We start from the raw sequence: 23,094 nt of genomic DNA, 5'->3' as shown, positions 1-23,094 counted from the left end.
TATGAGTTTCTTTAGTACATTTTGTTTGCTTGGTTCAATTGTTGCTATTACTTCTTCTTTTAGTCCTATTGTTGCAGCGGGCACTGTTGTAGTGCGTAAATCATCTGAACCATTTGATGCTTTTGCTGTGCGTGATGAAGTGTTACAGCTACATGAGTGGCAAACGCTACTGCGCCAACAACAGCAATTAACTATTTTACGGTCATTACCAATTGGGTGTATTTCTGTTAATACAGCTTATCTTTATTATCACTGTGGACAGTTAAATTATCGTCCTTATCAATATCATGGCCAGCAGCTTTTCATTCAAATTGATCTACCTCATGACGAAGAATACCCCTCGAAAATAGAGTAATACTTTAATGACAGCTTGTTTTTTTATCTAGGTTTATTGGCTGAAAGATAGGCTATTGACTAAACTTTTAGATAGCTTATTCCTATCTGAGGGTTGAATTATGCTGCTTTGTCACCCATTAAAGCGCTCCTGTGAGACATTAAGTCTTAGCGATAATAGACATAAACCTAATGTTTGTTTCTTCATTCTATTGAGTTTAATGTGCTTCCTTTGCGCTTGCCAGTCAATCCCATCTCAGTCCAAAAATGTTAACGTTAATTCACTTTTTTATGATGATTATTTTGTACCTGTATTAACGATTGATGTCGACGATATTTATCGTTTACCCGACTCCTTTGTAGCGAATTTTAAGCGTCAGTTTCAGTCTGATAATTCCATCCGCAGCAAAAATACCTTAGCTAATGAATGGTTAGCCCAATATGTTGGTGCCCAAGATGGTGGTTTTGAATATCGCGATCATTATACTCGTACAGCGAGTGAAACAATGCTGGATCGTCAAGGAAATTGTATGTCTCTGGTGGTCTTATCGGCTTCATTAGCTGATGTGCTAAATGTACCTGTTGAATTGTATGATATTGATGTTGAACCTTTTTGGGATCGCCGCGGTGGTTTTTATTTAGTTAACGGACACGTTAATTTAAGCTTATTGCCGCCAGAAGATTCTCATACTGTATTGTTCAGGGGAACGGAGGTTTTAATTGACTTTTTGCCCGAACGTTCAGTACGGGCCTACCGAAAAAAACGAGTTAATAAGCGCCAATTAAGTGCCATGTATTACAACAACGTTGCAGCAGAAGCCTTAGTCCGAGCCGATTATGACACCGCATATGCGTTGGTAAAAAAGTCCATAATCTTAGATCCGCAGCTTGTTGCTGCCATCAATACCCTCGCGGTGATCTATCGTCATAAAGGCTTTGATGATGAAGCCGAACAAGTTTATCGAGCAGCCTTACAAGTTAATTCGCAAGACCTATCAACGTTATATAATTTAGCTCTCATTTTAGGCGAGCAAGATCGTTTAGTTGAGTGGGCCGAGATTCATAAAGTACTTGAACTTGCTCGAATTAATAATCCTTTTTATTATTTTGATATGGCGCAACAAGCCTATTTTGATAGCCAATATCAAAATGCACTTATATGGTATAAACGAGCTGTTGCGAAAGCCGATTATCGCCATGAATTCTATTTTGGCTTGTCGAGAGCTTATTGGGCAACGGGTGATGAACGACTTGCAGAGAAAAGCCTTAAACGCGCATTGGCATTAAGTGATACTAGCAACAAACAACGCTATCAAAGTAAATTACAAGCAATGAGACGGAATTAATCCATCTGAGGTTGATAATTATTTTGTTTAGCTAGATCAAGTATTTCTTGATAGCGATATGATTGTTTAAGTGCCGTAATGGCACTATTAACTTGATTAGCTATTATTTGATCATGACAGGCAATTTTTCGCTCTGCGGGGTCAAAAAGTGCGGCTTCGGTTACGCGGATACTGGTGTCTAATTTTTGTCTGAGCAAATGGCGATAATATTCAAATATTCGTCTTTCTAAAACGATTACTTGTACATAACCATTAAATAACATCACTACTTGGCTTTTCTGATTTGATATTTCACTATAAAGCGGATTAGCATCTTCTAAGATTTTAAACTCATCGCCTAAGTATTGTTTTGAGTTCTGAAACCCTAAAATAGACAAACCATTAAGATCATCAATTTGTTCTATCTCGAGGTTATTTCTTGATAAATAGAACAAACTATTTTGATATTCAATCAAGCTTTGTGTATAAAATAATCCTTCAACATTATCAGGAGTATTGATCATACAATCTATTTTTTTTGTTTTTACTAGACGTTGAGAACGTAAATTGGGCGCATGTATAATTTCTTTTATTTCAATATTTTGAGTGTTAAGCGCAGCTTTCAATAGGTCGTATTGTACACCAGTGTTTGTATCGGAAAAGAAATAAGGTGCAATGCTATTACTGGTTGAAAAGCTAATGCTATTAATGGTCGATACTAATGTTTTATTGTCATTCTGCGCGTGTAAATCGATTAATTCGTGTGTATCTTTGATGGGAATAATGGGATTAGCTAACGCAGATGGACAAACACCAATTAAAGAGCTGAATGCAATGAGTAAACTTTTGATGCTGTTTTTCAATGGTTTCCTCCTCTGAATTATCTGCTACATATAAAGTGGAACATCGTCCTTGTATTGCGTTTTAATCATTTTTGTTGTTTTAAGCAAAGCACATTACTTTCCTAATAATGTTTTACTTGTAAAATCAATCTCCTGCTAATAACTAGATTCATTTAACAATCATTTTGTATTGAAGGCCTATAGTTTCGTCCTCAATTGCTTGCTATTAACCACTTTGAACTAATATCTCTATAGTCTTTGTTATCGGCACAGATGAATAATTCTTGATTGATTTGTAGGTAAATACTGGTTAAATTGATAGTTGATGTTCATTTTCTCGATGTTTTTAATCATTTTTTTAATGAATTGTATTATCTGAATTTATCTTTTCTGAATAAGGTAAATAAAACGTTTTGGCTGGAGTTACAACTACTATGCATTACCAAAATGACGATATTCGTATCGATGAAATAAAACAATTACTTCCACCGATTGCGATTCTAGAACGATTTCCGGCAACCGAGAGTGCATCTACAACAGTTTTCAATGCACGTAATAGTATTCATAATATATTGGCGCGCGAAGATGATCGTTTATTGGTGGTAATTGGTCCTTGTTCTATCCACGATCCTGTAGCAGCCTTAGAATATGGTCAACGCTTGGTTAAGCTGCGTGAGCAGTATAAAGACCAGCTTGAAATTGTGATGCGGGTGTATTTTGAGAAGCCAAGAACAACTGTGGGCTGGAAAGGTCTAATTAATGACCCATATATGGACAATAGTTATCAACTCAATGACGGTTTGCGTACTGCTCGAAAATTGTTAGTCGATTTGAATGATTCTGGAATACCCACTGCTGGTGAATTTTTAGATATGATCACACCTCAATATGTCGCCGATATGATGTGTTGGGGAGCTATTGGCGCTCGTACTACCGAGTCGCAAGTGCATAGAGAGTTATCATCAGGACTTTCATGTCCGGTAGGCTTTAAAAATGGTACCGACGGCACGATTAAAGTAGCCATTGATGCTATCGGCGCTGCTAATGCGCCACATCACTTTTTATCGGTGACTAAGTTTGGTCATTCGGCAATTGTATCGACTAAAGGGAATCCTGATTGCCATATTATTTTACGTGGTGGACGGGCACCCAATTATAGTGCTGAACATGTAGCAGATATAACCAAGCAGCTTGCTAAATCGGGGCTGACTGAGAATATTATGATTGATTTTAGTCATGCTAATAGCAGTAAAGATTATAAAAAGCAGATAAAAGTAGCTGAGGATGTTGCTGGTCAAATAGCACAAGGTAATCAGGCTATATTTGGGGTGATGGTAGAAAGCCATCTAGTTGAAGGGCGCCAAGATTTAATTGAAGGTGGTTCGTTGTGTTATGGGCAGAGTGTTACCGATGCTTGTATTGGTTGGGATGACACTGAATCTCTGTTAGCGACGTTAAATCAAAGTGTGGTAGATCGTCGTAATGTATGATGTTTGCTTGGTCATATTTAAGATATAAGGCGCAATTTGCGCCTTATTTATTTGTTTCAACTAGGTACTCATTGGCTTTGGCTAAACTACCAAAGGCCGATATCAGGTTGTCACGACCTTTGTCTTGCAGTTCAGGATTATCTGATTCAATCATCATCCATACCCATGTTTGTAGTAATTGTAATGGTGGGTATTGAATTTTCGAGCTATCCAACATAAAACATCCTTTAAAATAGTAAATCGTTGTTGGTTTACCATCAAGCGGCGATTATCTGTATTCAAAGAATATCAAATTCTGCTTAGATAAATCACTCTATTTAGATGAATAAAGCACAAAATAGCAAAAAAAATAGAAAAGTAGTATCTTCGTCTACTGCATTTTTACTGATGGTAGGTCTAAAGTGCTATTAAGGTAACATTCACCCCCCCCCCCTCGCGATGACTAAAATAAGTTTGTATTTATTCCATCGTAATGTGACACAAGTCTAATAAGAAAATGGCGTATAATAAGACAATTAATGTTAGAGCGTCATAAACTGCCTATAGCAGCGGTAATTAACTGGAGTATAGATGAGACCTTCTGCGTATTTTGAAGGCCCGGTAGGGAAGCTAAATTGGCATGTTTTGCGATTACTATGGCCATATTTATTAGAGTTTAAAGGGCGTGTATTGTTGGCAATGATTTGCTTAATTGTTGCTAAAATCGCCAGTGTTGGACTGCCATTTATCTTGAAAGAGTTAGTTGATACCCTTGATAAACAATCTGCTACACAGCTTGTTGCTGTCCCTATTGGATTAGTATTGGCCTATGGGGCGGTGCGTTTGTTGAATGTCATTATTGGTGAAGTACGTGATACCTTATTTGGTAGGGTTACTGAGCGTGCTATTCGTCGCCTTGGGCGGGCTGTTTTTGAACATTTACATCGACTCGATCTTGATTTTCATTTAGATCGCCGTACTGGCGGTTTATCTAGAGATATTGAACGAGGTACTAGTGGCGTGAGTTTTTTAATGCGCTTCATGGTGTTTAATATAGTGCCGACATTACTGGAAATCGCTTTAGTTATTGGTATTTTCTTTTATAACTATGGGGTGATTTTTGCGTTAATTACGTTATTTTCTGTTATAGCATATATTGGTTATTCTATTATCGCGACGGAGTGGCGTACGGGTTATGTACGTGATGCAGCCAGAGCGGATTCGCTGGCGAATACGCGATCCGTTGATAGTCTATTAAATTATGAAACTGTAAAGTATTTTAATAATGAACAATTTGAATCACAACGATATGACGAAGCTTTAGAACAATGGGAAGTTGCGAAACGAAAAAATCGCTTATCATTATTTGCGCTAAATGGTGGCCAAGCAGTCATTATTGCTGTGGCTATGACCGCGATGATGGCTCTTGCAGCATATGAAGTGAGTCAAGGTTCAATGACGATTGGTGACTTCGTATTAATTAATGCATTTATGATGCAGTTGTTTATGCCACTTAATTTTTTAGGTTTTGTGTATCGAGAGATCCGTGGTGCATTAGCCAATATTGAGCGTATGTTTGATATCTTAGGCAAACAACCTCAAGTGTTAGACCAAGTTGGTGCAATTGAGAAAAGCCCAACTATTGGAGCGATAAAATTCACAGATGTAAGCTTTCAATATGATCAACGAATTATTCTAAATAGTGTTAATTTTGAAGTGCCAGCAGGGAAAAAAATTGCTGTTGTAGGTGACAGTGGTGCAGGTAAATCAACTATTATTAAGTTGCTATTTCGCTTTTATGATGTTGACCATGGAGCTATCACTATTGATGGTATTGATGTTCGTGACTTTAGTCAGCAGGCCTTGCGAAGAGCTATCGCTATAGTGCCACAAGATACCGTGTTATTTAACAATTCCATTTATGAAAATATTCGATATGGTCGTCCAGAAGCCACTGAAGAAGAGGTTTTTGCTGCAGCTAAATTAGCGCATTTGAGTGATTTTATTGAGTCTTTACCTGATAAAGGTAATACCAAAGTGGGTGAGCGGGGATTAAAACTTTCTGGTGGTGAAAAACAACGTGTCGCTATCGCTCGAGCGGTATTAAAAGGGGCACCTATTTTAGTATTTGATGAAGCAACATCGTCGTTAGACTCACGTTCTGAGCAAGCGATTTTAAACGCATTACGGGATGCAGCTAAAGGGCTTACAAGCTTAGTTGTTGCTCATCGTTTATCGACCATTATTGATGCTGACCAAATAGTAGTATTGAGTAAAGGTAAGATTGTCGAGCATGGTACACATAGTAGTTTGTTAGCTCAACAAGGTCTTTATGCCCGGCTTTGGCATATTCAAAATGAAAAAAGGCTTAGTGAGTAACTATAATTTATAATTCGACAAGTGAATCTTGGGATGCTGTTGCGTACCATACGGTTGTTGGTATTTATCATTAGCTATCACTTGACCATAAGGTTGCGTAGTTATAATACAGGCTGTTAACACCAACATGTTAAGTAGGAATAGTCTATCTCGATTATAGTAAAAGAGCTTGTTAATTGAACTGCTTATACTGCTAAATTGTATAGAAACTGTCTTGTTACATTTATTACGAACAAATTTTTTGACGATGATGATCAACGCAGTTAATCTATAGTTGTGCTTGCGGGTTATTTTTATGAGATAGCTCTATTTATCAACTAATTGGATCTTATGAAGGGACTAAATCGTGTCAGGAGGTAACTTGTGCATAATATTTCGTTAATTGCGGCGCTAGAAGGCACCCGACATCAAGTGACTACTGATTGGCATGCTATTATGGCCATGCTAAAAACACGTAATATGTCTGATGATGCAATTAAAATCGTATATAACGATTTGTGTGCAGGTTTAAGAGTAACAACTCGAGGTGTTACTTTAGCTAAGGCAATCAGCAGCGAGCTTGATAAGAGCATTATTAAACGAAATGATGACGCGCAAGACACACTTTTCTAGTCCAACTCTGTCTATCCAATCAATTTATGCAGGTATGCCGATTTATACTCATAAAGATGCAGATGAATTGATGTCATCAAACCCTTATTAATTCATGATAATAAGTTATTCATCGCTGATATTAGGTTTATTTACCATTTCAAAAATGAGGGAGTTGATTGGGATATAATGAGTGGATACTTAAATGATGAATACTATTGCTAGTTAAGATAGATTATTTTTTCTGCCAAGCAATACACACCATTTTGATCAGTACAGCTGGAGAAGGATCCAGTGTTAAACGCTTAATTTTGCCTTGTTCAAAACACACTAATTCGCCTTCGATTTCTGTCATTCGATTACAGTTTTTGCAACTTAAACTTAAGCTTTGCGTATTTATGTTTACGGCAGCGGTTTTTATATTCAACACGAAATCCTCTGGATTGGCGCCTATTCAAAATCACACTAAGGCCTTTTAATGTGATCCATATCAACTATATTCTACACCTTATATTAATTTTCGGCAATCTAATGACCCGCTCTAATTTTTTATTGAACGTTCGTCCGTTTTTTTATTGCATGTGGCGATAATGCTTATCTAAGGTTACTGCTACACCAGATGATTCGACTATACGAGCATGGTGGCGAGTTAAATATCTTGGATCTGTAACGCCGCATGAATGTGCGATCATGTTTAAATCGTAATGCAAAAAGTGATTGTAGTTTGCGACTCGTGCTGATTTATCTTTAGGATCTAAACCGTATTGTAGCCGTGTATTGTGAGTTGTGATTCCCGTTGGGCAAGTATCTTTATTACATTGCAAAGATTGAATACAGCCTAAAGCAAACATATTTCCACGAGCTGAAGCGATAAAGTCAGCACCAGTGGCCAAAGCCCATGCGACATATGATGGCATGATCATTTTACCTGTGGCGATAATTTTAATGCGTTGCTTAAAGCCGCGTTCATTCAATAAGTCAACCAGTAGCGGTAAGCTTTGTCTTAATGGTAAGCCTACATTGTCCATTAGGGCTTGTGGTGCTGCGCCGGTACCACCATCTGAACTGTCTAGTGTAAAAAAGTCTGGTGCATGTTCAATGCCGCGACGTTCAATTTCATCTAGGAAATCAGTTACCCAAGACATATCACCCAACACAGCCTTAATGCCTGTTGGTTTTCCGGTGATATCTCTTATTTGATTTATCATATCGACGATGTCTGCAACATTGTGTAACTCAATATGGCCATTAGGACTAATCGAGTCTTGTCTGACAGGGATCCCGCGAATAGTTGCAATTTCTTCGGTAACTTTTATGGCAGGTAAAATACCGCCTTTACCGGGTTTCGCGCCTTGGCTTAACTTAATTTCAAACATTTTGACTTCTGGATGCGCCGCCATGTCGCTGAGCTTTTGCGGATCTAAATGGCCTTGCTCGTTACGGACGCCGTATTTAGCAGTGCCTATCTGGAATACCAAATCACAATGCCCTTTAAGGTGATAAGGGCTTAATCCACCTTCGCCAGTATTGAGCCAGCAACCTGCTTTTGCGGCGCCATGAGATAATGCTGTCACCGCTGGACGAGACAAAGCCCCAAAACTCATCGCTGAAACGTGGCAAATTTTATCGGTAGTGTAAGGGTGCTGGCAGTTTGGTCCAATGGTTACCGGTATGGTGTTATATTTTTCATGATCGCTGATTGGAAATGCTGAGTTCATGAACATTACCGTACCCGGTTTATCCAATACTTGAGTTGACCCAAACGCAATAGTCCGGTCAACATTTTTGGCTGCACGATATATCCAACTGCGTTCAGCGCGATTAAAAGGTAGCTCTTCTCTATCTTGAGCAAAAAAGTATTGTCTAAAAAATTCACCTTGTTTTTCTAAAATATACCTAAACCGACCGATAACAGGGTAGTTGTGGCGAATGGCTTGTTTGGTTTGCAGTTTATCAGCAATAAACATGTAAATTATCGCGATGAGTAATAGCCAAAATAACACTAAAAAAAGACCCGAAAAAATATCCATTCCCCACATAAACCAGTGTTGTTGCGGCATAGTATTGTCCTTAAATAGAATTCGATATTAATGATTTAGTACTAGGGTCTTTAGGTCGTTTTTACTGCGTTATCGACTTTTTATGTAGAATAACTACACCACAAAGTCTCCGACTTATAGTTCATGTTTAAGTAATGACCAACAATTCGCTGCAAAACCAACCTTGAAAGATCAACTGACCCTAATGACTAATCAATCCTATTTGCTAGTAATGTTCTCTATATCAAATAGAGAATCACTATATCGTTAAAATTTTGGTCTTGCTATGAAACGATTATCACACACTACAGTAAAGCTGTAATTTCTTAGCTGTGATCATTTAAATTGTTTATTTGTCATTTGTGACTACAGATATTCATTTGTTGGTCGATAATTAAGCTATCGGTCATTCCAAATGAGATATTATTATGGACATTAAAAATACCACTTCAATAGCGACGAGCAACACAAGGGACAGTAAAGATGTTTCAGTCGGCATTTCGACGTCATCAAATCAAGCGGCTGAAAATAACAACTCAGCGGTAAATTCATCAACCAAGGTTTCTGCCAATCAACTCAGTCGTCAAATGATGAACAACACTATTCTTGCTGCTCAAGAAGAAGTGAGTATTGCTGCTGGTGACAAGTCTATGGCATTACTTTATCGAGCCGCGATTGAAGCCATTAATGAAGAGCTCGCACCAACGCTGGGAGAAGACTCGGTGCAAAAGAGTATTGATAGTGGGGTCGACTATTCGCCAGAAGCGACAGCAGATCGCATTTTGAGCTTTGCAACTAAGTTTTTTTCTGTACACCAACAACAAAACTCATCAATGGGGCTCGATGAGCAAGTAGATAGTTTTGTGGTAAAAATTGGTGATGCGATTGGTCAAGGTTTTAAAGAAGCCAGTGACATATTGTCAGGTTTAAAAGTATTAGAGGGTGATATTGCCACTAATATTGATAAAACGTATGAGTTGATCCAACAAGGATTAGCACAATTCAAACAAGACAACTCGAGTAAAGATGAATCACAAAGCGTGACTCAAGCTACTTAGTCTCTTATGATGAAGTTTGGCTCCCATTGATAAGGACTGGACTATGTGGACTACGGGAAAGGTAATTGAACGCATTGATTGGAATGATAAATTATTCTCGTTGCGTATCAAAGCCGATGTCGAACCTTTTATCGCAGGTCAATTTATTAAACTCAGTCAAATGCGTGATGATAAGCGTGTAGCTCGTGCCTATTCTCTTGTTAATCCACCCGGTACGGATTATGTAGAAGTACTGGCCGTAGCAGTAGAAGATGGACAGTTATCACCAGATCTAAAAGCATTAAAGCCTGGCGACACTATCGAAGTGTCATCCAAAGCCGCGGGTTTTATGACCTTAGAAGAAGTGCCTCATGGTGCATTGCAAGGTAAGCACCTGTGGTTTTTGGCAACGGGCACCGCAGTTGGTCCTTTTATCTCAATGTTAGCGACAGATGAACCCTGGCAGCGCTTTGAAAAAGTCATACTGGTTTATGGTGTCAGGCTTGCAGAAGATTTAGCCTATTTAGAGACAATTAAGCAATTTGTTAAAAAATACCCTCAACAGTTCGTGTTTATTCCAATTGTCACCCGAGAAGATTATCCCGATGGTTTATCGTGTCGTATACCTGACGGTATTAACAGCGGACTTATTGAGCAAAAAGCCGGATTAGAAATTAATGCCGAACACTCGCAAATGATGGTTTGTGGTAATCCTGGAATGATCACAGATGCTCAAACGGCCTTAATTGATAAGGGATTGGTTAAAAATCTTCGACGGGCACCAGGGCAGATTACAGTAGAAAAATACTGGTAATATATTCATTAATATAGATTTAACCCTATATTCCTCATTTGTCATTCTGATGGATAATCTAATTGTGTCATTTTCAACTTAGCTCGTTTCTAGTGTGATATTGAAACAATACTTGCTCCTTTTGATTTGATCACTTATCCTGTTGTAATTGATAACCATTATCAATATCAATTAGATTTGTAGTGACGAATATTGTTTTAATTAGGGAGCGTTAATTAATGAAATTGCTAAAAAGTGTCGCATTCTTAGGCTTAGCGAGTGTGACTTCTTCAGTCTATGCCGCTGATGCATTAACGGTTTACTCTTATCGTCAGGCTTTTCTGATTGAGCCTATTTTAGAAAAGTTTACTGCACAAAGTGGTGTCGACGTTAACGTGGTTTTTGCTAAAGACGGTATTGCAGAACGTATGGTGCGTGAAGGTCGATTATCTCCAGCAGACGTAGTGTTAACATCTGACTTTTCTCGTTTAATGGATTTAGTGGATAAAGACCTTGTTTCCCCCGTTGATAGCAAGGTGATTGACGCTAATATTCCTGTTCAATACCGTTCGCAACAAAATGATTGGTATGCGCTCACAATGCGGGTGCGTAATGTCTATTCCTCAAAAGAACGCAGCGGTAAAATTGATATTGATTATGAAGACTTAGCCACACCAGAATACAAAGGCAAAATTTGTACTCGCAGCGGTAAGCACCCTTACAATATAGCATTAGTGGCGTCGATGATTGCCCATGATGGTGAAGCGAAAACCAAAACCTGGTTAGAAGGCGTTAAGGCCAATCTAGCACGTAAGCCTCAAGGTAACGATCGGGATCAAGTGTTAGCGGTTAAAGAAGGTATGTGTGATGTTGCCATTGGTAATAGTTACTACTTCGGCAAAATGTTAATGGACAAAAACCAAAAAAGTTGGGCTGAAGCGGTTGAGATTAATTTCCCAAATCAACAAAATCGTGGCGCACATGTCAATGTTTCAGGTATGGCATTAGCCAAACATTCACCGCATAAAGACGACGCCATTAAATTAATGGAGTTCCTCACTTCAGACGTTGCACAAAAAATGTATGCGGAAGTGAATATGGAATATCCCGTTAAGGCAGATGTTGCACCGTCTGAACTAGTTGCGTCTTGGGGCGAATTTAAAGCAGACAGCTTACCTATCTATAAGTTGGCTGAGTTTCATCATGCCGCGGTGACATTACTTGATGAAGTGAAGTTTGATCTTTAATTGAATCTCGAACACATACGTCAATTAGTTTAAATATTATCAGCGCATTATCGAACATATATCGTTAGTGCGCTGAGTTAATTCGGTATTATTTATGATTTTAGGCTTAACCAGAAGCTGGTCGCTTACTGGTTATTTTATTGCAGCGATACTCATATTGCCGCTGGTTGCCTTAATTGTGCAAGCCATGCTTCCCGATCAAGCGGTATTCAGCCATTTGTTCAATACGGTACTGCCGACATATATTGCTAATAGTTTATTATTAATGTTGTTTGTTGGATTTGGGACGCTAGTGATCGCAACCCCTGCAGCTTGGTTAGTTGCCCGCTGTGACTTTCCATTTCGTCGTTATTTTCAATGGTTATTACTTCTCCCTCTAGCTATGCCAGCCTATATTGTTGCCTATGTTTATACCGACATGTTGGATTATGCTGGCCCAGTGCAACGTACATTAAGATCTTGGTTTGAATGGCAATCTCCCCATGATTATTATTTTCCTTCAATACGAAGTCTTGGTGGGGCCGCGATAATATTATCGCTAGTGTTATTTCCCTATATTTATTTATTGGCTAGAACGGCTTTTATGGAGCAGTCTTCCAGTTTGTTATACGCCTCGCGCATTATGGGCTGTAGTCCGTGGCGGAGTTTTTGGCGTCTCGCACTACCAATGGCAAGACCTGCGTTAGCCGTAGGTGTTGCGCTTGTGGCAATGGAAACAGCAGCAGATTTTGCTACTGTAAGCTATTTTGCTGTACCAACATTAACCACTGCTGTGTACGACACTTGGCTCGGATATGGCAGTTTAACCGCGGCGGCAAAGCTTTCGGCAATTATGCTGTTAGTGGTCTTTTCTATGATTGGGGTAGAGCGTTTTGCGCGCCGGAAACAACAATTATTTCAAAAGCAATCTTCCCTTAATGAAACTGACAGATATGTGTTGTCATCAAAAAGAGCTTGGATAGCATTCGGTTATTGTTTTTTATTGCTATTTACTGCCTTTTTATTACCTTTCATTGTGTTGTGTGGATATGCTATCGATTATTTCAACGAGAGTTGGGATGTGCGTTTTTGGCAATACAGCTTTAACAGCTTATATATTGCCGCCATTGTCAGTGCTGTGTGCGTGGTTCTTTCCTTGATATTGATGTTCGTACGCCGGGTTAGCCCACGTAAAAGTGACCAACTTCCGTCTAGATTAAGTTGTACAGGTTACGCTTTACCGGGAACTGTGTTAGCTATTGGCGTTTTGGTGCCACTGACCTTTATCGACTTTGCGATTAACGATGTTTACGACTGGCTTGGCGCTCAAGGGCCTGGTTTATTATTAACAGGAAGCGTGTTTGCACTGATTTTTGCTTTTTGTGTCCGATTTATTGCCATATCCATTGGCAGTTTAGAAAACAGTTATAAACGTATTTCACCTTCTTTAGATATGGCTTGTATTACGCTAGGGCGGACACCTAATCAACTATTATGGCGAGTGCATTTGCCTTTATTGCGTAAGGGCATTTTTGCTGGCGCATTGTTGGTGTTTATTGAAAGTATGAAAGAGTTGCCGGCAGCGTTATTATTGCGGCCGATTGGATTTGAAAACTTAGCCACTTATGTTTTTCAGTTTGTATCAGATGAAAGGCTTGAACATGGCGCATTGGCCGCTATTGTGATTGTGTTGGTTGGGCTTGTTCCCCTGATTTATCTAAATCGCTCATTAGAGCAACAAGGCTAGTTATGTCAACGTTAACCATTGAAAATGTCTGCAGTGATTATCAAGGCCAAGTTATATTGCGCCATTTAAACCTTATATTGGAACAAGGTGAAATCGTTGCACTATTGGGGCCTAGTGGTTGTGGTAAAACAACACTATTGCGGGCGATAGCGGGCTTACAACCCATTAGCCAAGGTTGCATTAAGATTAATGACCAAGTCTTGAGTGGTGATGACGTATTCGTTGCGAGTGAGCAACGTGGTGTAGGGATGATTTTTCAAGACTACGCCTTATTTCCGCATTTAACCGTGGCTGAAAATATATTATTTGGCGTTAACGATCTTAATCGTGAACAGCGGCTAACACGATTAGAAGAAATGCTTGAGTTGGTTAAATTAACCGGGCTGTCATCTCGTTATCCTCATGAGTTATCTGGCGGACAACAGCAGCGGGTATCTATTGCGCGTGCTTTAGCTTATCAACCTAAGCTGTTATTACTCGATGAACCTTTTTCTAATATTGATGCACAAGTTCGTAACGATATGATGTTGGAAATTCGTGCCATTCTGAAACAACGTAATGTGAGCGCGGTATTTGTTACCCACAGTAAAGACGAAGCATTTGTGTTTGCCGATAAACTGGCTTTGTTTAAAAATGGCGCCATTATACAGCATGGTAAAGCCGAAACTCTTTACTCAGCACCTACAGATCGTTATGTAGCCGACTTTTTAGGTTCTGGGAATTATTTACCGATTACGGTCACGTCTAATCATCAAGTACAGTATTCTTTAGGTTATTTAAACAGTACTGAAGCATTGTCTTTGCCTATTGGAAGTCCAGGGTATTTATTACTGCGACCACAGCAAATTGAATTACATTCCAATATCGACGGTAAGGGTTGTATTGTCCAAAGGCATTTTCTTGGCACTGTATGCCATTATCAAGTTCAAATTGGCGATGATGTTTTGGATATAAACAGTCAATCAACAATATTAATGCCTGGTCAACGGGTGAATGTTGTTATTGCCGCGCATCCTCTGGTGATTTTTAATTAACGCTCAACAGTCTGTATCATTTGATCTCTATTTGATGAATGTGACTGATGATCAATCTCTTATCTAAACTTATTTAAGTAAAATGTGACTTACAAATAAGCTAAATGTGAATACACTTAAAGAAATTTACATTTGATTAAGATAAGCTACTGATTAATGAAATTGATCAGAGGTGCTATTCGTTTTTTAATAGCATCCAGTATTAAGTTATCACCATTTAGGCCGACAGAAAGTATTAAGGTGGATAAGTAAATATGGGTAACCAAGTTATGCCTCGTGAACAGTTAGGGATTTGCGCAGAAGGGAATTTACACAGTGTGTATTTGATGTTTAATGCCAACGATGGTGTTGAAGAGCAATTACGTCCATCTATTGCTAATGTGGCACAATACATTTACGAACTCACAGATCAATATACCGACAGTGCATTTAATGGCTTTGTGGGTATTGGGGCTAATTTTTGGGATACCTTTTACCCAGACGCTCGTCCTGCATTATTAAAACCTTTTCCTGCTATGAATGAAGGTAATCGTGATGCACCTGCAATGGAATATGATTTGTTTGTTCATATCCGTTGTGATCGTTATGATATTTTGCATCTTGTTGCCAATGAAATTAACCAGATGTTTGAAGATTTGGTTGAATTAGTAGATGAAGAGCGCGGTTTTCGATTTATGGACAGCCGTGATTTAACTGGTTTTGTTGATGGTACAGAAAACCCTAAAGGACGCCATCGTCAACAGGTTGCACTTGTCGGTGATGAAGACGAAAAGTTTGTTTCAGGTAGTTATGTTCATGTGCAAAAATATCTGCATAACTTAAGTAAGTGGCATCGTTTACCGGTAAAAAAACAAGAAGATATATATGGCCGTACCAAAGCTGATGATATTGAGTACGAATCAGAAGATAAGCCGTTAACCAGTCATACTAAACGAGTCAATTTAAAGGATCCGCAAGGAAACTCATTAGAGATTTTACGTCAAAGTATGCCTTATGGTTCAACGAGAGAACAAGGGTTGGTATTTATTTCTGTCTGCCGCACCCCTGAACATTTTGAAAAAATGCTTCGGAGTATGGTACATGGCGATAGCGATGGAAATCATGACCATTTAATGTTGTTTACTAAAGCATTGACTGGGTCATCATTCTTTGTGCCATCGCTGGATTTTTTAATTCAATTCGATGATGCCTAAACGCTAATTTTAGATAATAAAAAAGCAATGCCATGGCATTGCTTTTTTATTGGAATGGTTTTTTATTCACTATAATTGAATAAAGATCTAACTGTTTCTAATGTATCATCGATAGTTTTTATACTTGCAGGGCAAATGAAAATAGTATCATCGCCTGCAATAGTACCTAATATCCCTTCAGGCTTGCCTATTGAATCAAGCAAACGTGCAATTAACTGCGCTGCACCAGGGCTGGTTCTGACCACTATCATGGCTTGATTATGATCAACATCCAGTACTAAGTTTTTAACGGGGCTACCTGCAGTAGGGACTCCTAGCTCGGCAGGAAGACAATACACCATTTCTTGCTTAGCATTTCGAGTTCGCACAGCACCAAACTTGCTGAGCATGCGAGATACTTTAGATTGATTAATATTACCGAATCCTTCGGCTTGAAGCGCAATAACAATCTCGCTTTGGCTTCCAAAACGTTCCTCTTTGAGAATCGCTTTAAAAGTTCGCACGAGCTCATCCTGATTTCTTGTCGCTGGCATAGTGATAATTCAACTTATAGTTATTATTCAAAAAACTAGCACATTTTGAATAGATTGACTTATTAAGTCAAGAAAGAATCAAAATAGTTGAATAAAAATTCATTTTTATAGTGGAAATTTAAGCTGACACTTATAGCCAATCCGATGATTTATTTAAATGATGGATTTAAGATAAGGGTAACGATTGCTTTGTTAGTACCAATAACGTATCACCCTTTTTTGATAATAAATTAAGTTTTCCTTTTGAAAAATCAATTTGCTGTACTAATGATATCGCCTTCATCAGATCAGCTTCTTGAGTCATTAAGCTATCGACACAAGCTTTCATGGTTGAATCTGACGGAGCCAGTTTTAGTAAGTTACCTTGCTGAGCGTAATGACCAGAAAATTGATTACAACTATTATTACCTGTTAGCTGACCATTTGGGGCAAACACTAAATTTGCTGGGCTATTATTAATGGTTGGAGTATCGAGGACAACGTCTACATGCCAACGACCCATTAATTGTTCATTAGAGACAACTTGTGGTTGGCTTTGGCAAGCACTAAGGCCTAAAAATATTACAGTGGCGCCGAGAATATGCTTTATCATGCTGAGAGGGTCCAAAAACGAAAACATTGCGGTTATTCTACTACTTGAACAGTAATAAAAGAGTAAATAAATGTAATGTTTTGGATGAATTAACATTATTTAACCTATTAAAGAGTCTCAAATGATCAAAATAGTCAAAATATTGCATTTTGTTGGGTTAATCATGTTGTTGCTGGGCGTAGGACTATACTGGCAAAGTGATCTTGCTCAACAAGTCAGCGGCATGTTGGTTATCGCTTTACTTATTGGTGTAGGTACATTAATTATGTCTCCGTTACCTGTTGCGCTAGTGATAGAATGGGCGAAGAATCAATCTCCCAATTCAGAGTCAAAGGAATAATCATTGTCATTTATTATCCGTAAGGCGTTATTAACCGATGTTGCTGCCATAGTGCAGTTAGAGCGTGCTCATGTTGATGATGAGTTGTTAGATTCTAATAGCCAACTACATGCTCACTCACTGAGAAAAGGTGAGGTTATTCAGTTGATCAATCAACATTGGTTTATTGTCGCAGAAGAACAGGGGCACATTATTGGTTATGTGATGGCTGCAAAATGGTCATTTTTTTCCGCACAACCTTTATACCGCCATATAATTCAAAAAATTAAGTTTGCCGATTTGAATGGTCAAGCAATATCAACAACTAACTCATGCCAATATGGCCCCGTTTGGATTCAAGAGTCGAAGCGTGGTCAAGGTATTTTCGCGGCATTAGTGAGTGAATTAAAACGGCAAGTACACGATACCTTTCCATTTATGGTGACCTATGTTGCCGCCGACAATGCTCGTTCATTGGCTGCACATAAACAAAAAGCGGCAATGACAGAGATTGATCAATTTAGCTTTGAGCAACGTGATTATTGCCTACTCGCGACTAGCAATTTACCTGATTAGCAACATAGGCTAAACAGGTAAAATGAGTTTACATCAACATGGCTATTTATTAACAATATGATAAGCACTGACTTTGACACACTTTTTAAGCCATACCTAAGCTTAAGGCTTTCGGCGTTTGACAACATCAAGCTAATTGCTGCAGTACTGTCTGATGCTGGCGAACCGTATCAATGTATTGAAGCGCACTTTCAAGATGCGGTTAATGCTCAAGTGCAACATTCAGGGTATTTTGTTCGCTGGAAAGAAACATGGATATTTTGTGGCATAACCAATGATTACAATGCAGCAATAACATTGGTTTCCCAAATAGAACTGATTAACATGGCCTCAATCATTGTTAAAGACGTGCCAATTATGACAATGCAGCAAGTGTCGTTTATGTGCATTGAAACGGCCCATTTTGATCACTGCTAATCGACTTGCCAGTGCTGTGTTGATGTCAGTTTAGGTTGAGTTAAGAATAGACTTAATTAGGTTTATTCGCATTGGACTTATTCTGACTTAAGCTTATTGCTGTTATATGGTTTTTTTATTACATCTAGCTTACTAAGTTGCATCAATATTAACGGTCGTTGTTCACTGTGATATCGGCGATACAATTGAGTTATTTCTGCCGGTAACGTGGATAATTCACTTGGCTCTCTTACTATAAATTGCTGTTGTTGATATAAGCTTATTAACCACGGATGGGCAAATAAGAAACAATCTTTAACGATTAATTTTGGTGCGATAAATTGTAATAGTTGAGTTGATACTTGCTGGCCACGATAGTCAGGATGGACTAGCAATCCACTTATTAATTGATATTGGCCTACAGGTTTAACTCTTATTGCGGCAATGATTATTTGCTGGCTCAATTCTGTGTCATTCGTGAGTGTTGGTTGAACATGATGGATGACAGCAACAGATTCTTTTTGGGCCAATCGAGCATAAGGCATATGTTGACGGTAGAATAATTTGATTGCGGACCATTCTCTAATGGCAACAGAAGGTTGCTGATTTCCAGTTATCTTTGTGTTTAGCCAAGTTGGTTGATACATAATGTGAGCCATTTTAAAATCAAATAATGATGTTATTAATGTTATATGTTGTTATTGCTACAAAACAGAAAAAATAAAACCGCCTAATGGCGGTTTTATTTTTCTATGCTATTAACTTAGGTTACAAATGCTAGGTTAAAATGACATAGACAGTTAGCTTATTATAATCCAGCGTCTGCACGAAGGATTTCAGCTTTATCTGTTGCTTCCCAAGGGAAGATATCTCGACCAAAGTGGCCATAAGCAGCAGTCTGTTGATAGATTGGACGTGCTAAATCTAACATTGCTGTTAAGCCATATGGACGTAATTCAAAGTGTTGACGAACCAATTTGATTAACACTTCTTGAGACACCTTACCGGTACCGAAAGTTTCGATACTGATAGAAGTTGGTTCTGCAACACCAATCGCATAAGACACTTGTAACTCGCAACGATCAGCAAGACCTGCAGCTACAATATTTTTAGCTACATAACGTGCAGCATAAGCAGCACTACGGTCAACTTTTGATGGGTCTTTACCAGAGAAAGCACCACCACCATGACGCGCCATGCCGCCATATGTGTCAACGATAATTTTACGTCCTGTTAGTCCACAGTCACCAACGGGTCCGCCAATAACAAAGCGCCCTGTAGGGTTAATAAAGTATTTAGTGTCTTTATTTAACCACTGTTCAGGTAATACAGGCTTAATGATGGTTTCCATTACGGCTTCAATCAAATCAGCTTGTTTAATGTCTTCACGGTGTTGAGTTGATAATACAATCGCATCAATGCCAATAATTTTACCGTTATCGTACGCAAAAGTGACTTGGCTTTTCGCATCGGGACGTAACCACGGTAGCGTACCGTTTTTACGAACTTCAGACTGACGCTTAACTAATTTGTGCGCGTAAGTAATGGGTGCAGGCATTAATACATCAGTTTCATTGCTTGCATAACCAAACATTAAGCCCTGATCGCCAGCGCCTTGCTCTGCAGGATCGGCGCGATCAACACCTTGATTAATATCTGGAGACTGTTTGCCAATGGCATTCAGTACAGCACATGAATCAGCATCAAAACCCATATCTGAATTGGTGTAGCCAATTTCGCGTACCGTTTTGCGGGTAATTTCTTCAATATCTACCCAAGCAGAAGTGGTAACTTCACCACCTACTAATACCATACCGGTTTTAACATACGTTTCGCACGCAACACGAGCTTTTGGATCTTGCTCAAGTATCGCGTCTAATACCGCATCAGAAATCTGATCGGCTATTTTATCTGGATGACCTTCTGAGACAGACTCAGAGGTAAACAAGTGCTTTGCCATAATAGGGGAATCTCGTTGGTTGCAATTGAATATACGTCTAGACGGCTATTTTAGTCGAATTTGATTTTGATAACACCCCCCTATACGAATTTATCTCGAGAATTGTGCACTAATGCATAAATATTTTTTATTCACAAAAACAATGTTTAGTAGAAAGGCTAATTAAATCGATGATTCAAAATAGATTTGGTGGTTTTCTACTATTGCATTTAATTACTTTGCTACTAAGAACTGAACAATATTATTGTGGGTTATTCGGTTTTAACCAGTAATAAAAGGTGATTGTTTATTGTTGCTTGCGTGTTTTAGGCTGTCGTTGTCAATAAATAGTTACTCGTATAGTGAATATTGATTATGGGTATCTGATCAGTTTGTATAATGAAATAATTTAGCTTTTTGTACTTCTATATGAGCAAAATCCAGTTAGTTGATCATTAAAATGTGTAATGAGAGTAATTTTAATTTGCGTCATATCGCCTTGTAGGGGAAAATATGGCTTCACAATTGCCAGCTAGATCATAAAAACAAGCAGGAGAGAGCATGTCATCTCGTAAAGTACTCGCTAATGCCATTCGCGCCCTAAGTATGGATGCGATTCAAAAAGCCAATTCTGGCCATCCCGGTGCCCCGATGGGCATGGCTGATATCGCCGAAGTGCTATGGAATGATTTTCTAAAGCACAATCCAACTAATCCTAAGTGGGTCGATCGCGATCGTTTTGTGTTATCAAACGGTCATGGCTCTATGCTTATATACTCTTTACTGCATTTATCTGGTTATGCATTACCTATGGAAGAGCTAAAGCAATTCCGCCAATTGCATTCAAAAACTCCAGGACATCCTGAATATGGTTACACTCCAGGCATTGAAACGACTACCGGCCCTTTAGGCGCTGGTATCAGTAACGCTGTGGGTATGGCTATTGCAGAAAAAACCTTAGCGGCTCAATTTAACCGTCCGGGACACGACATTGTCGATCATTTTACATATTGTTTCTTGGGTGATGGTTGTTTAATGGAAGGTATTTCTCATGAAGCCTGTTCATTAGCCGGAACGTTAGGTCTTGGCAAGTTAGTGGCATTTTGGGATGACAACGGTATTTCAATCGATGGTAATGTTGAAGGCTGGTTCACTGATGACACACCTAAGCGTTTTGAAGCGTACGGTTGGCATGTTATTGCTGGTGTCGATGGCCATAATCCAGAGGCTATCCGTGCTGCAATTGAAGAAGCGAGATCGGTTACAGATAAGCCATCAATGATTTGTTGTAAAACAATTATTGGTTTTGGCTCACCTAATAAATCAGGTAGTCATGATTGCCATGGTGCACCATTAGGCGATGCTGAAATTGCAGCCGCTCGTGAATTCTTAAACTGGCCATATGCTCCTTTTGAAATTCCATCAGAGGTTTATGCTGGTTGGGATGCTAAGCAAAAGGGTGCCAGCAATGAGTCGTTATGGGATGAGCATTTTGCAGCTTATCAAGCCGCTTACCCTGAGCTCGCTGCAGAATATGATCGCCGGGTATTAAAAGGTGAATTGCCTGCTGATTTCGAAACTAAAGCACAAGCGTTTATCCAAGAAAGCCAAGACAAAGCCGAAAATATTGCTAGTCGTAAAGCATCGCAAAATGCCATTGGTGTATTTGGTGCTATGTTGCCTGAATTACTCGGTGGCAGTGCCGACTTAGCGGGTTCTAACTTAACCCTTTGGTCTGGTTCTAAAGGTATTCAAGATGATCCAGCCGGTAACTACATCTATTACGGTGTGCGTGAATTCGGTATGAGCGGTATTATGAATGGTGCATCACTACATGGTGGTTTTATTAACTATGGTGCGACTTTCATGATGTTTATGGAATATGCGCGTAATGCAGTACGTATGTCTGCATTAATGGGGATTCAAAATATTTTCGTTTATACCCATGATTCTATTGGTCAAGGCGAAGATGGCCCTACTCATCAACCAGTTGAGCAATTAGCTAACTTACGTTTAACACCTAATATGGCCGTATGGCGTCCATGTGATGCAGCAGAAACGGCTGTATCTTGGAAAATTGCAATTGAACGTCGCAATGCTCCAACATCTCTCATCTTTAGCCGTCAAGGCCTTAAAGCTCAAGTGCGTACCGCTGAGCAATTAGCGAACGTAGCTAAAGGTGGTTATGTACTGTCTGATTGCCAAGGCACTGCTGATGTCATCTTAATTGCCACAGGTTCAGAAGTGCAATTAGCCATGGATTCAGCCGCTGAACTCACTAAACTAGGTCAAAAAGTACGGGTTGTTTCTATGCCTTCTACGACTGAGTTTGATAAGCAAGATGCTGCATACAGAGAGTCTGTATTACCAAAAGCAGTGACTAAACGTGTCGCAATTGAAGCCGCACACGCTGATTTCTGGTACAAATATATTGGTTTTGACGGTGGCGTGGTGGGTATGACGACCTTTGGTGAGTCTGCCCCTGGTGCTGAATTACTTAAATATTTCGGCTTCACTGTTGATAATGTCGTAAAAACTGTCCAGTCTTTAGGATAATCATCTGAGATTAAACACTTATCTATTAGGTGTTTAATCTGTATAATAACGGCCTGCAATACTCTTGTAGGCCGTTTTTTTATGTCTTTAATTCACGTAAAGTAATATATTTAAGTCGCTAATGTTTCAGTGTTTTATTTATAACTGACTCAATAATAAGTGCTTTGGTTAATTA

At 39.0% G+C, this 23,094-nt stretch carries 23 protein-coding genes; 15 read left to right on the top strand and 8 right to left on the bottom strand.

Annotation, left to right across the window (positions count from 1 at the left end; genetic code table 11):
• The first annotated feature begins 1 nt into the window (after window position 1).
• The gene (locus ABIS04_RS15620; RefSeq protein ID WP_350431657.1) at window positions 2-355 is read left to right on the top strand and encodes a hypothetical protein; all 354 of its coding nucleotides are present in this window, start codon (window positions 2-4) and stop codon (window positions 353-355) included.
• A gap of 199 nt (window positions 356-554) precedes the next feature.
• Window positions 555-1,679, top strand: coding sequence for a hypothetical protein (locus tag ABIS04_RS15615; protein ID WP_350431656.1), 1,125 nt, complete (start codon window positions 555-557; stop codon window positions 1,677-1,679).
• Here the strand turns inward: ABIS04_RS15615 and ABIS04_RS15610 are convergent.
• Complete coding sequence (locus tag ABIS04_RS15610; protein WP_254693644.1) at window positions 1,676-2,521, bottom strand: ABC transporter substrate-binding protein; 846 nt, start codon at window positions 2,519-2,521, stop codon at window positions 1,676-1,678. The two genes, ABIS04_RS15615 and ABIS04_RS15610, sit on opposite strands and share 4 nt — an antisense overlap.
• 413 nt (window positions 2,522-2,934) lie before the next feature.
• Between ABIS04_RS15610 and aroG the strand changes: the two genes are divergently transcribed.
• Window positions 2,935-3,990: a 3-deoxy-7-phosphoheptulonate synthase AroG gene (gene aroG, locus ABIS04_RS15605; RefSeq protein ID WP_350431655.1), complete on the top strand. Its 1,056-nt coding sequence runs from the start codon at window positions 2,935-2,937 to the stop codon at window positions 3,988-3,990.
• A 43-nt stretch (window positions 3,991-4,033) separates the two neighbouring features.
• Here aroG and ABIS04_RS15600 read toward each other — a convergent pair whose 3' ends face one another.
• Window positions 4,034-4,207, bottom strand: coding sequence for a hypothetical protein (locus tag ABIS04_RS15600; protein ID WP_350431654.1), 174 nt, complete (start codon window positions 4,205-4,207; stop codon window positions 4,034-4,036).
• A 353-nt stretch (window positions 4,208-4,560) separates the two neighbouring features.
• Between ABIS04_RS15600 and ABIS04_RS15595 the strand changes: the two genes are divergently transcribed.
• Together ABIS04_RS15595 and ABIS04_RS15590 are read left to right on the top strand one after the other, a co-directional pair.
• On the top strand, window positions 4,561-6,348 hold the full coding sequence (locus ABIS04_RS15595) for an ABC transporter ATP-binding protein/permease (RefSeq protein ID WP_350431652.1): 1,788 nt from the start codon (window positions 4,561-4,563) through the stop codon (window positions 6,346-6,348).
• A 363-nt stretch (window positions 6,349-6,711) separates the two neighbouring features.
• A complete protein-coding gene (locus tag ABIS04_RS15590; protein WP_175405873.1) occupies window positions 6,712-6,960 on the top strand; it encodes a hypothetical protein in 249 nt (82 codons plus the stop codon).
• A 214-nt stretch (window positions 6,961-7,174) separates the two neighbouring features.
• On the opposite strand, the gene ABIS04_RS15585 is transcribed toward ABIS04_RS15590, so the two are convergent.
• Window positions 7,175-7,369: a hypothetical protein gene (locus tag ABIS04_RS15585; protein ID WP_371833606.1), complete on the bottom strand. Its 195-nt coding sequence runs from the start codon at window positions 7,367-7,369 to the stop codon at window positions 7,175-7,177.
• Window positions 7,370-7,511: 142 nt separating this feature from the next.
• Window positions 7,512-8,999 (bottom strand): FMN-binding glutamate synthase family protein, encoded by a 1,488-nt coding sequence (locus ABIS04_RS15580; RefSeq protein ID WP_350431651.1) that lies wholly within the window; start codon window positions 8,997-8,999, stop codon window positions 7,512-7,514.
• 407 nt (window positions 9,000-9,406) lie between these two features.
• Between ABIS04_RS15580 and ABIS04_RS15575 the strand changes: the two genes are divergently transcribed.
• The 6 genes from ABIS04_RS15575 to ABIS04_RS15550 all read left to right on the top strand — a co-directional run bounded on the left by ABIS04_RS15575 (window position 9,407) and on the right by ABIS04_RS15550 (window position 16,008).
• Window positions 9,407-10,036, top strand: a complete 630-nt coding sequence (locus ABIS04_RS15575) for a DUF5610 domain-containing protein (RefSeq protein ID WP_350431650.1) — start codon at window positions 9,407-9,409, stop codon at window positions 10,034-10,036.
• Between the two features lie 43 nt (window positions 10,037-10,079).
• Window positions 10,080-10,829 carry a ferredoxin--NADP reductase gene (locus ABIS04_RS15570; protein WP_350431649.1) on the top strand — a complete coding sequence of 250 codons (750 nt, stop codon included), beginning with the start codon at window positions 10,080-10,082 and terminating at the stop codon, window positions 10,827-10,829.
• Window positions 10,830-11,047: 218 nt separating this feature from the next.
• Window positions 11,048-12,055 (top strand): extracellular solute-binding protein, encoded by a 1,008-nt coding sequence (locus tag ABIS04_RS15565; protein WP_350431648.1) that lies wholly within the window; start codon window positions 11,048-11,050, stop codon window positions 12,053-12,055.
• A 94-nt stretch (window positions 12,056-12,149) separates the two neighbouring features.
• Window positions 12,150-13,781 (top strand): iron ABC transporter permease, encoded by a 1,632-nt coding sequence (locus tag ABIS04_RS15560; RefSeq protein ID WP_350431647.1) that lies wholly within the window; start codon window positions 12,150-12,152, stop codon window positions 13,779-13,781.
• Window positions 13,782-13,783: 2 nt separating this feature from the next.
• Window positions 13,784-14,815, top strand: coding sequence for an ABC transporter ATP-binding protein (locus ABIS04_RS15555; protein ID WP_350431646.1), 1,032 nt, complete (start codon window positions 13,784-13,786; stop codon window positions 14,813-14,815).
• 254 nt (window positions 14,816-15,069) lie between these two features.
• Window positions 15,070-16,008 carry a Dyp-type peroxidase gene (locus ABIS04_RS15550; RefSeq protein WP_350431645.1) on the top strand — a complete coding sequence of 313 codons (939 nt, stop codon included), beginning with the start codon at window positions 15,070-15,072 and terminating at the stop codon, window positions 16,006-16,008.
• A gap of 62 nt (window positions 16,009-16,070) precedes the next feature.
• Here ABIS04_RS15550 and argR read toward each other — a convergent pair whose 3' ends face one another.
• Both argR and ABIS04_RS15540 read right to left on the bottom strand, forming a co-directional pair.
• Entirely contained in the window at window positions 16,071-16,541 is a 471-nt protein-coding gene (gene argR, locus ABIS04_RS15545) for a transcriptional regulator ArgR (protein WP_101034246.1), read from the bottom strand.
• 166 nt (window positions 16,542-16,707) lie between these two features.
• Window positions 16,708-17,133 (bottom strand): META domain-containing protein, encoded by a 426-nt coding sequence (locus tag ABIS04_RS15540; RefSeq protein WP_350431643.1) that lies wholly within the window; start codon window positions 17,131-17,133, stop codon window positions 16,708-16,710.
• 121 nt (window positions 17,134-17,254) lie between these two features.
• Here ABIS04_RS15540 and ABIS04_RS15535 point away from each other — a divergent pair, with 121 nt between their 5' ends.
• Genes ABIS04_RS15535 through ABIS04_RS15525 form a run of 3 tightly spaced genes read left to right on the top strand, consistent with a single transcriptional unit; the run spans window position 17,255 to window position 18,445 of the window.
• A complete protein-coding gene (locus ABIS04_RS15535; protein WP_350431642.1) occupies window positions 17,255-17,473 on the top strand; it encodes a hypothetical protein in 219 nt (72 codons plus the stop codon).
• Window positions 17,474-17,476: 3 nt separating this feature from the next.
• Window positions 17,477-18,028 carry a GNAT family N-acetyltransferase gene (locus tag ABIS04_RS15530; protein ID WP_350431641.1) on the top strand — a complete coding sequence of 184 codons (552 nt, stop codon included), beginning with the start codon at window positions 17,477-17,479 and terminating at the stop codon, window positions 18,026-18,028.
• Between the two features lie 57 nt (window positions 18,029-18,085).
• Entirely contained in the window at window positions 18,086-18,445 is a 360-nt protein-coding gene (locus tag ABIS04_RS15525) for a hypothetical protein (protein ID WP_350431640.1), read from the top strand.
• A gap of 77 nt (window positions 18,446-18,522) precedes the next feature.
• Here ABIS04_RS15525 and ABIS04_RS15520 read toward each other — a convergent pair whose 3' ends face one another.
• A complete protein-coding gene (locus ABIS04_RS15520) occupies window positions 18,523-19,071 on the bottom strand; it encodes a GNAT family N-acetyltransferase (protein ID WP_350431639.1) in 549 nt (182 codons plus the stop codon).
• Window positions 19,072-19,232: 161 nt separating this feature from the next.
• A complete protein-coding gene (gene metK, locus ABIS04_RS15515; RefSeq protein WP_137225657.1) occupies window positions 19,233-20,384 on the bottom strand; it encodes a methionine adenosyltransferase in 1,152 nt (383 codons plus the stop codon).
• A gap of 540 nt (window positions 20,385-20,924) precedes the next feature.
• Here metK and tkt point away from each other — a divergent pair.
• On the top strand, window positions 20,925-22,919 hold the full coding sequence (gene tkt / locus ABIS04_RS15510) for a transketolase (RefSeq protein ID WP_350431638.1): 1,995 nt from the start codon (window positions 20,925-20,927) through the stop codon (window positions 22,917-22,919).
• Window positions 22,920-23,094: the final 175 nt, after the last annotated feature.

This window comes from Shewanella sp. H8 (genome assembly GCF_040285065.1).
GTDB lineage: Bacteria > Pseudomonadota > Gammaproteobacteria > Enterobacterales > Shewanellaceae > Shewanella > Shewanella polaris.
Note: the sequence above shows the minus strand (reverse complement) of the source record. Positions and strands in the feature narration are given on the sequence as shown.

Bases quoted from the DNA above. Each gene is read 5' to 3' on its own strand.
- ABIS04_RS15620 (WP_350431657.1), top strand. From the start codon at position 2: ATGAGTTTCTTTAGTACATTTTGTTTGCTTGGTTCAATTGTTGCTATT.
- ABIS04_RS15615 (WP_350431656.1), top strand. From the start codon at position 555: ATGTGCTTCCTTTGCGCTTGCCAGTCAATCCCATCTCAGTCCAAAAAT.
- aroG (WP_350431655.1), top strand. From the start codon at position 2,935: ATGCATTACCAAAATGACGATATTCGTATCGATGAAATAAAACAATTA.
- ABIS04_RS15600 (WP_350431654.1), bottom strand. From the start codon at position 4,207: ATGTTGGATAGCTCGAAAATTCAATACCCACCATTACAATTACTACAA.
- ABIS04_RS15595 (WP_350431652.1), top strand. From the start codon at position 4,561: ATGAGACCTTCTGCGTATTTTGAAGGCCCGGTAGGGAAGCTAAATTGG.
- ABIS04_RS15580 (WP_350431651.1), bottom strand. From the start codon at position 8,999: ATGCCGCAACAACACTGGTTTATGTGGGGAATGGATATTTTTTCGGGT.
- ABIS04_RS15575 (WP_350431650.1), top strand. From the start codon at position 9,407: ATGGACATTAAAAATACCACTTCAATAGCGACGAGCAACACAAGGGAC.
- ABIS04_RS15570 (WP_350431649.1), top strand. From the start codon at position 10,080: ATGTGGACTACGGGAAAGGTAATTGAACGCATTGATTGGAATGATAAA.
- ABIS04_RS15565 (WP_350431648.1), top strand. From the start codon at position 11,048: ATGAAATTGCTAAAAAGTGTCGCATTCTTAGGCTTAGCGAGTGTGACT.
- ABIS04_RS15560 (WP_350431647.1), top strand. From the start codon at position 12,150: ATGATTTTAGGCTTAACCAGAAGCTGGTCGCTTACTGGTTATTTTATT.
- ABIS04_RS15555 (WP_350431646.1), top strand. From the start codon at position 13,784: ATGTCAACGTTAACCATTGAAAATGTCTGCAGTGATTATCAAGGCCAA.
- ABIS04_RS15550 (WP_350431645.1), top strand. From the start codon at position 15,070: ATGGGTAACCAAGTTATGCCTCGTGAACAGTTAGGGATTTGCGCAGAA.
- argR (WP_101034246.1), bottom strand. From the start codon at position 16,541: ATGCCAGCGACAAGAAATCAGGATGAGCTCGTGCGAACTTTTAAAGCG.
- ABIS04_RS15540 (WP_350431643.1), bottom strand. From the start codon at position 17,133: ATGATAAAGCATATTCTCGGCGCCACTGTAATATTTTTAGGCCTTAGT.
- ABIS04_RS15535 (WP_350431642.1), top strand. From the start codon at position 17,255: ATGATCAAAATAGTCAAAATATTGCATTTTGTTGGGTTAATCATGTTG.
- ABIS04_RS15525 (WP_350431640.1), top strand. From the start codon at position 18,086: ATGATAAGCACTGACTTTGACACACTTTTTAAGCCATACCTAAGCTTA.
- ABIS04_RS15520 (WP_350431639.1), bottom strand. From the start codon at position 19,071: ATGTATCAACCAACTTGGCTAAACACAAAGATAACTGGAAATCAGCAA.
- metK (WP_137225657.1), bottom strand. From the start codon at position 20,384: ATGGCAAAGCACTTGTTTACCTCTGAGTCTGTCTCAGAAGGTCATCCA.
- tkt (WP_350431638.1), top strand. From the start codon at position 20,925: ATGTCATCTCGTAAAGTACTCGCTAATGCCATTCGCGCCCTAAGTATG.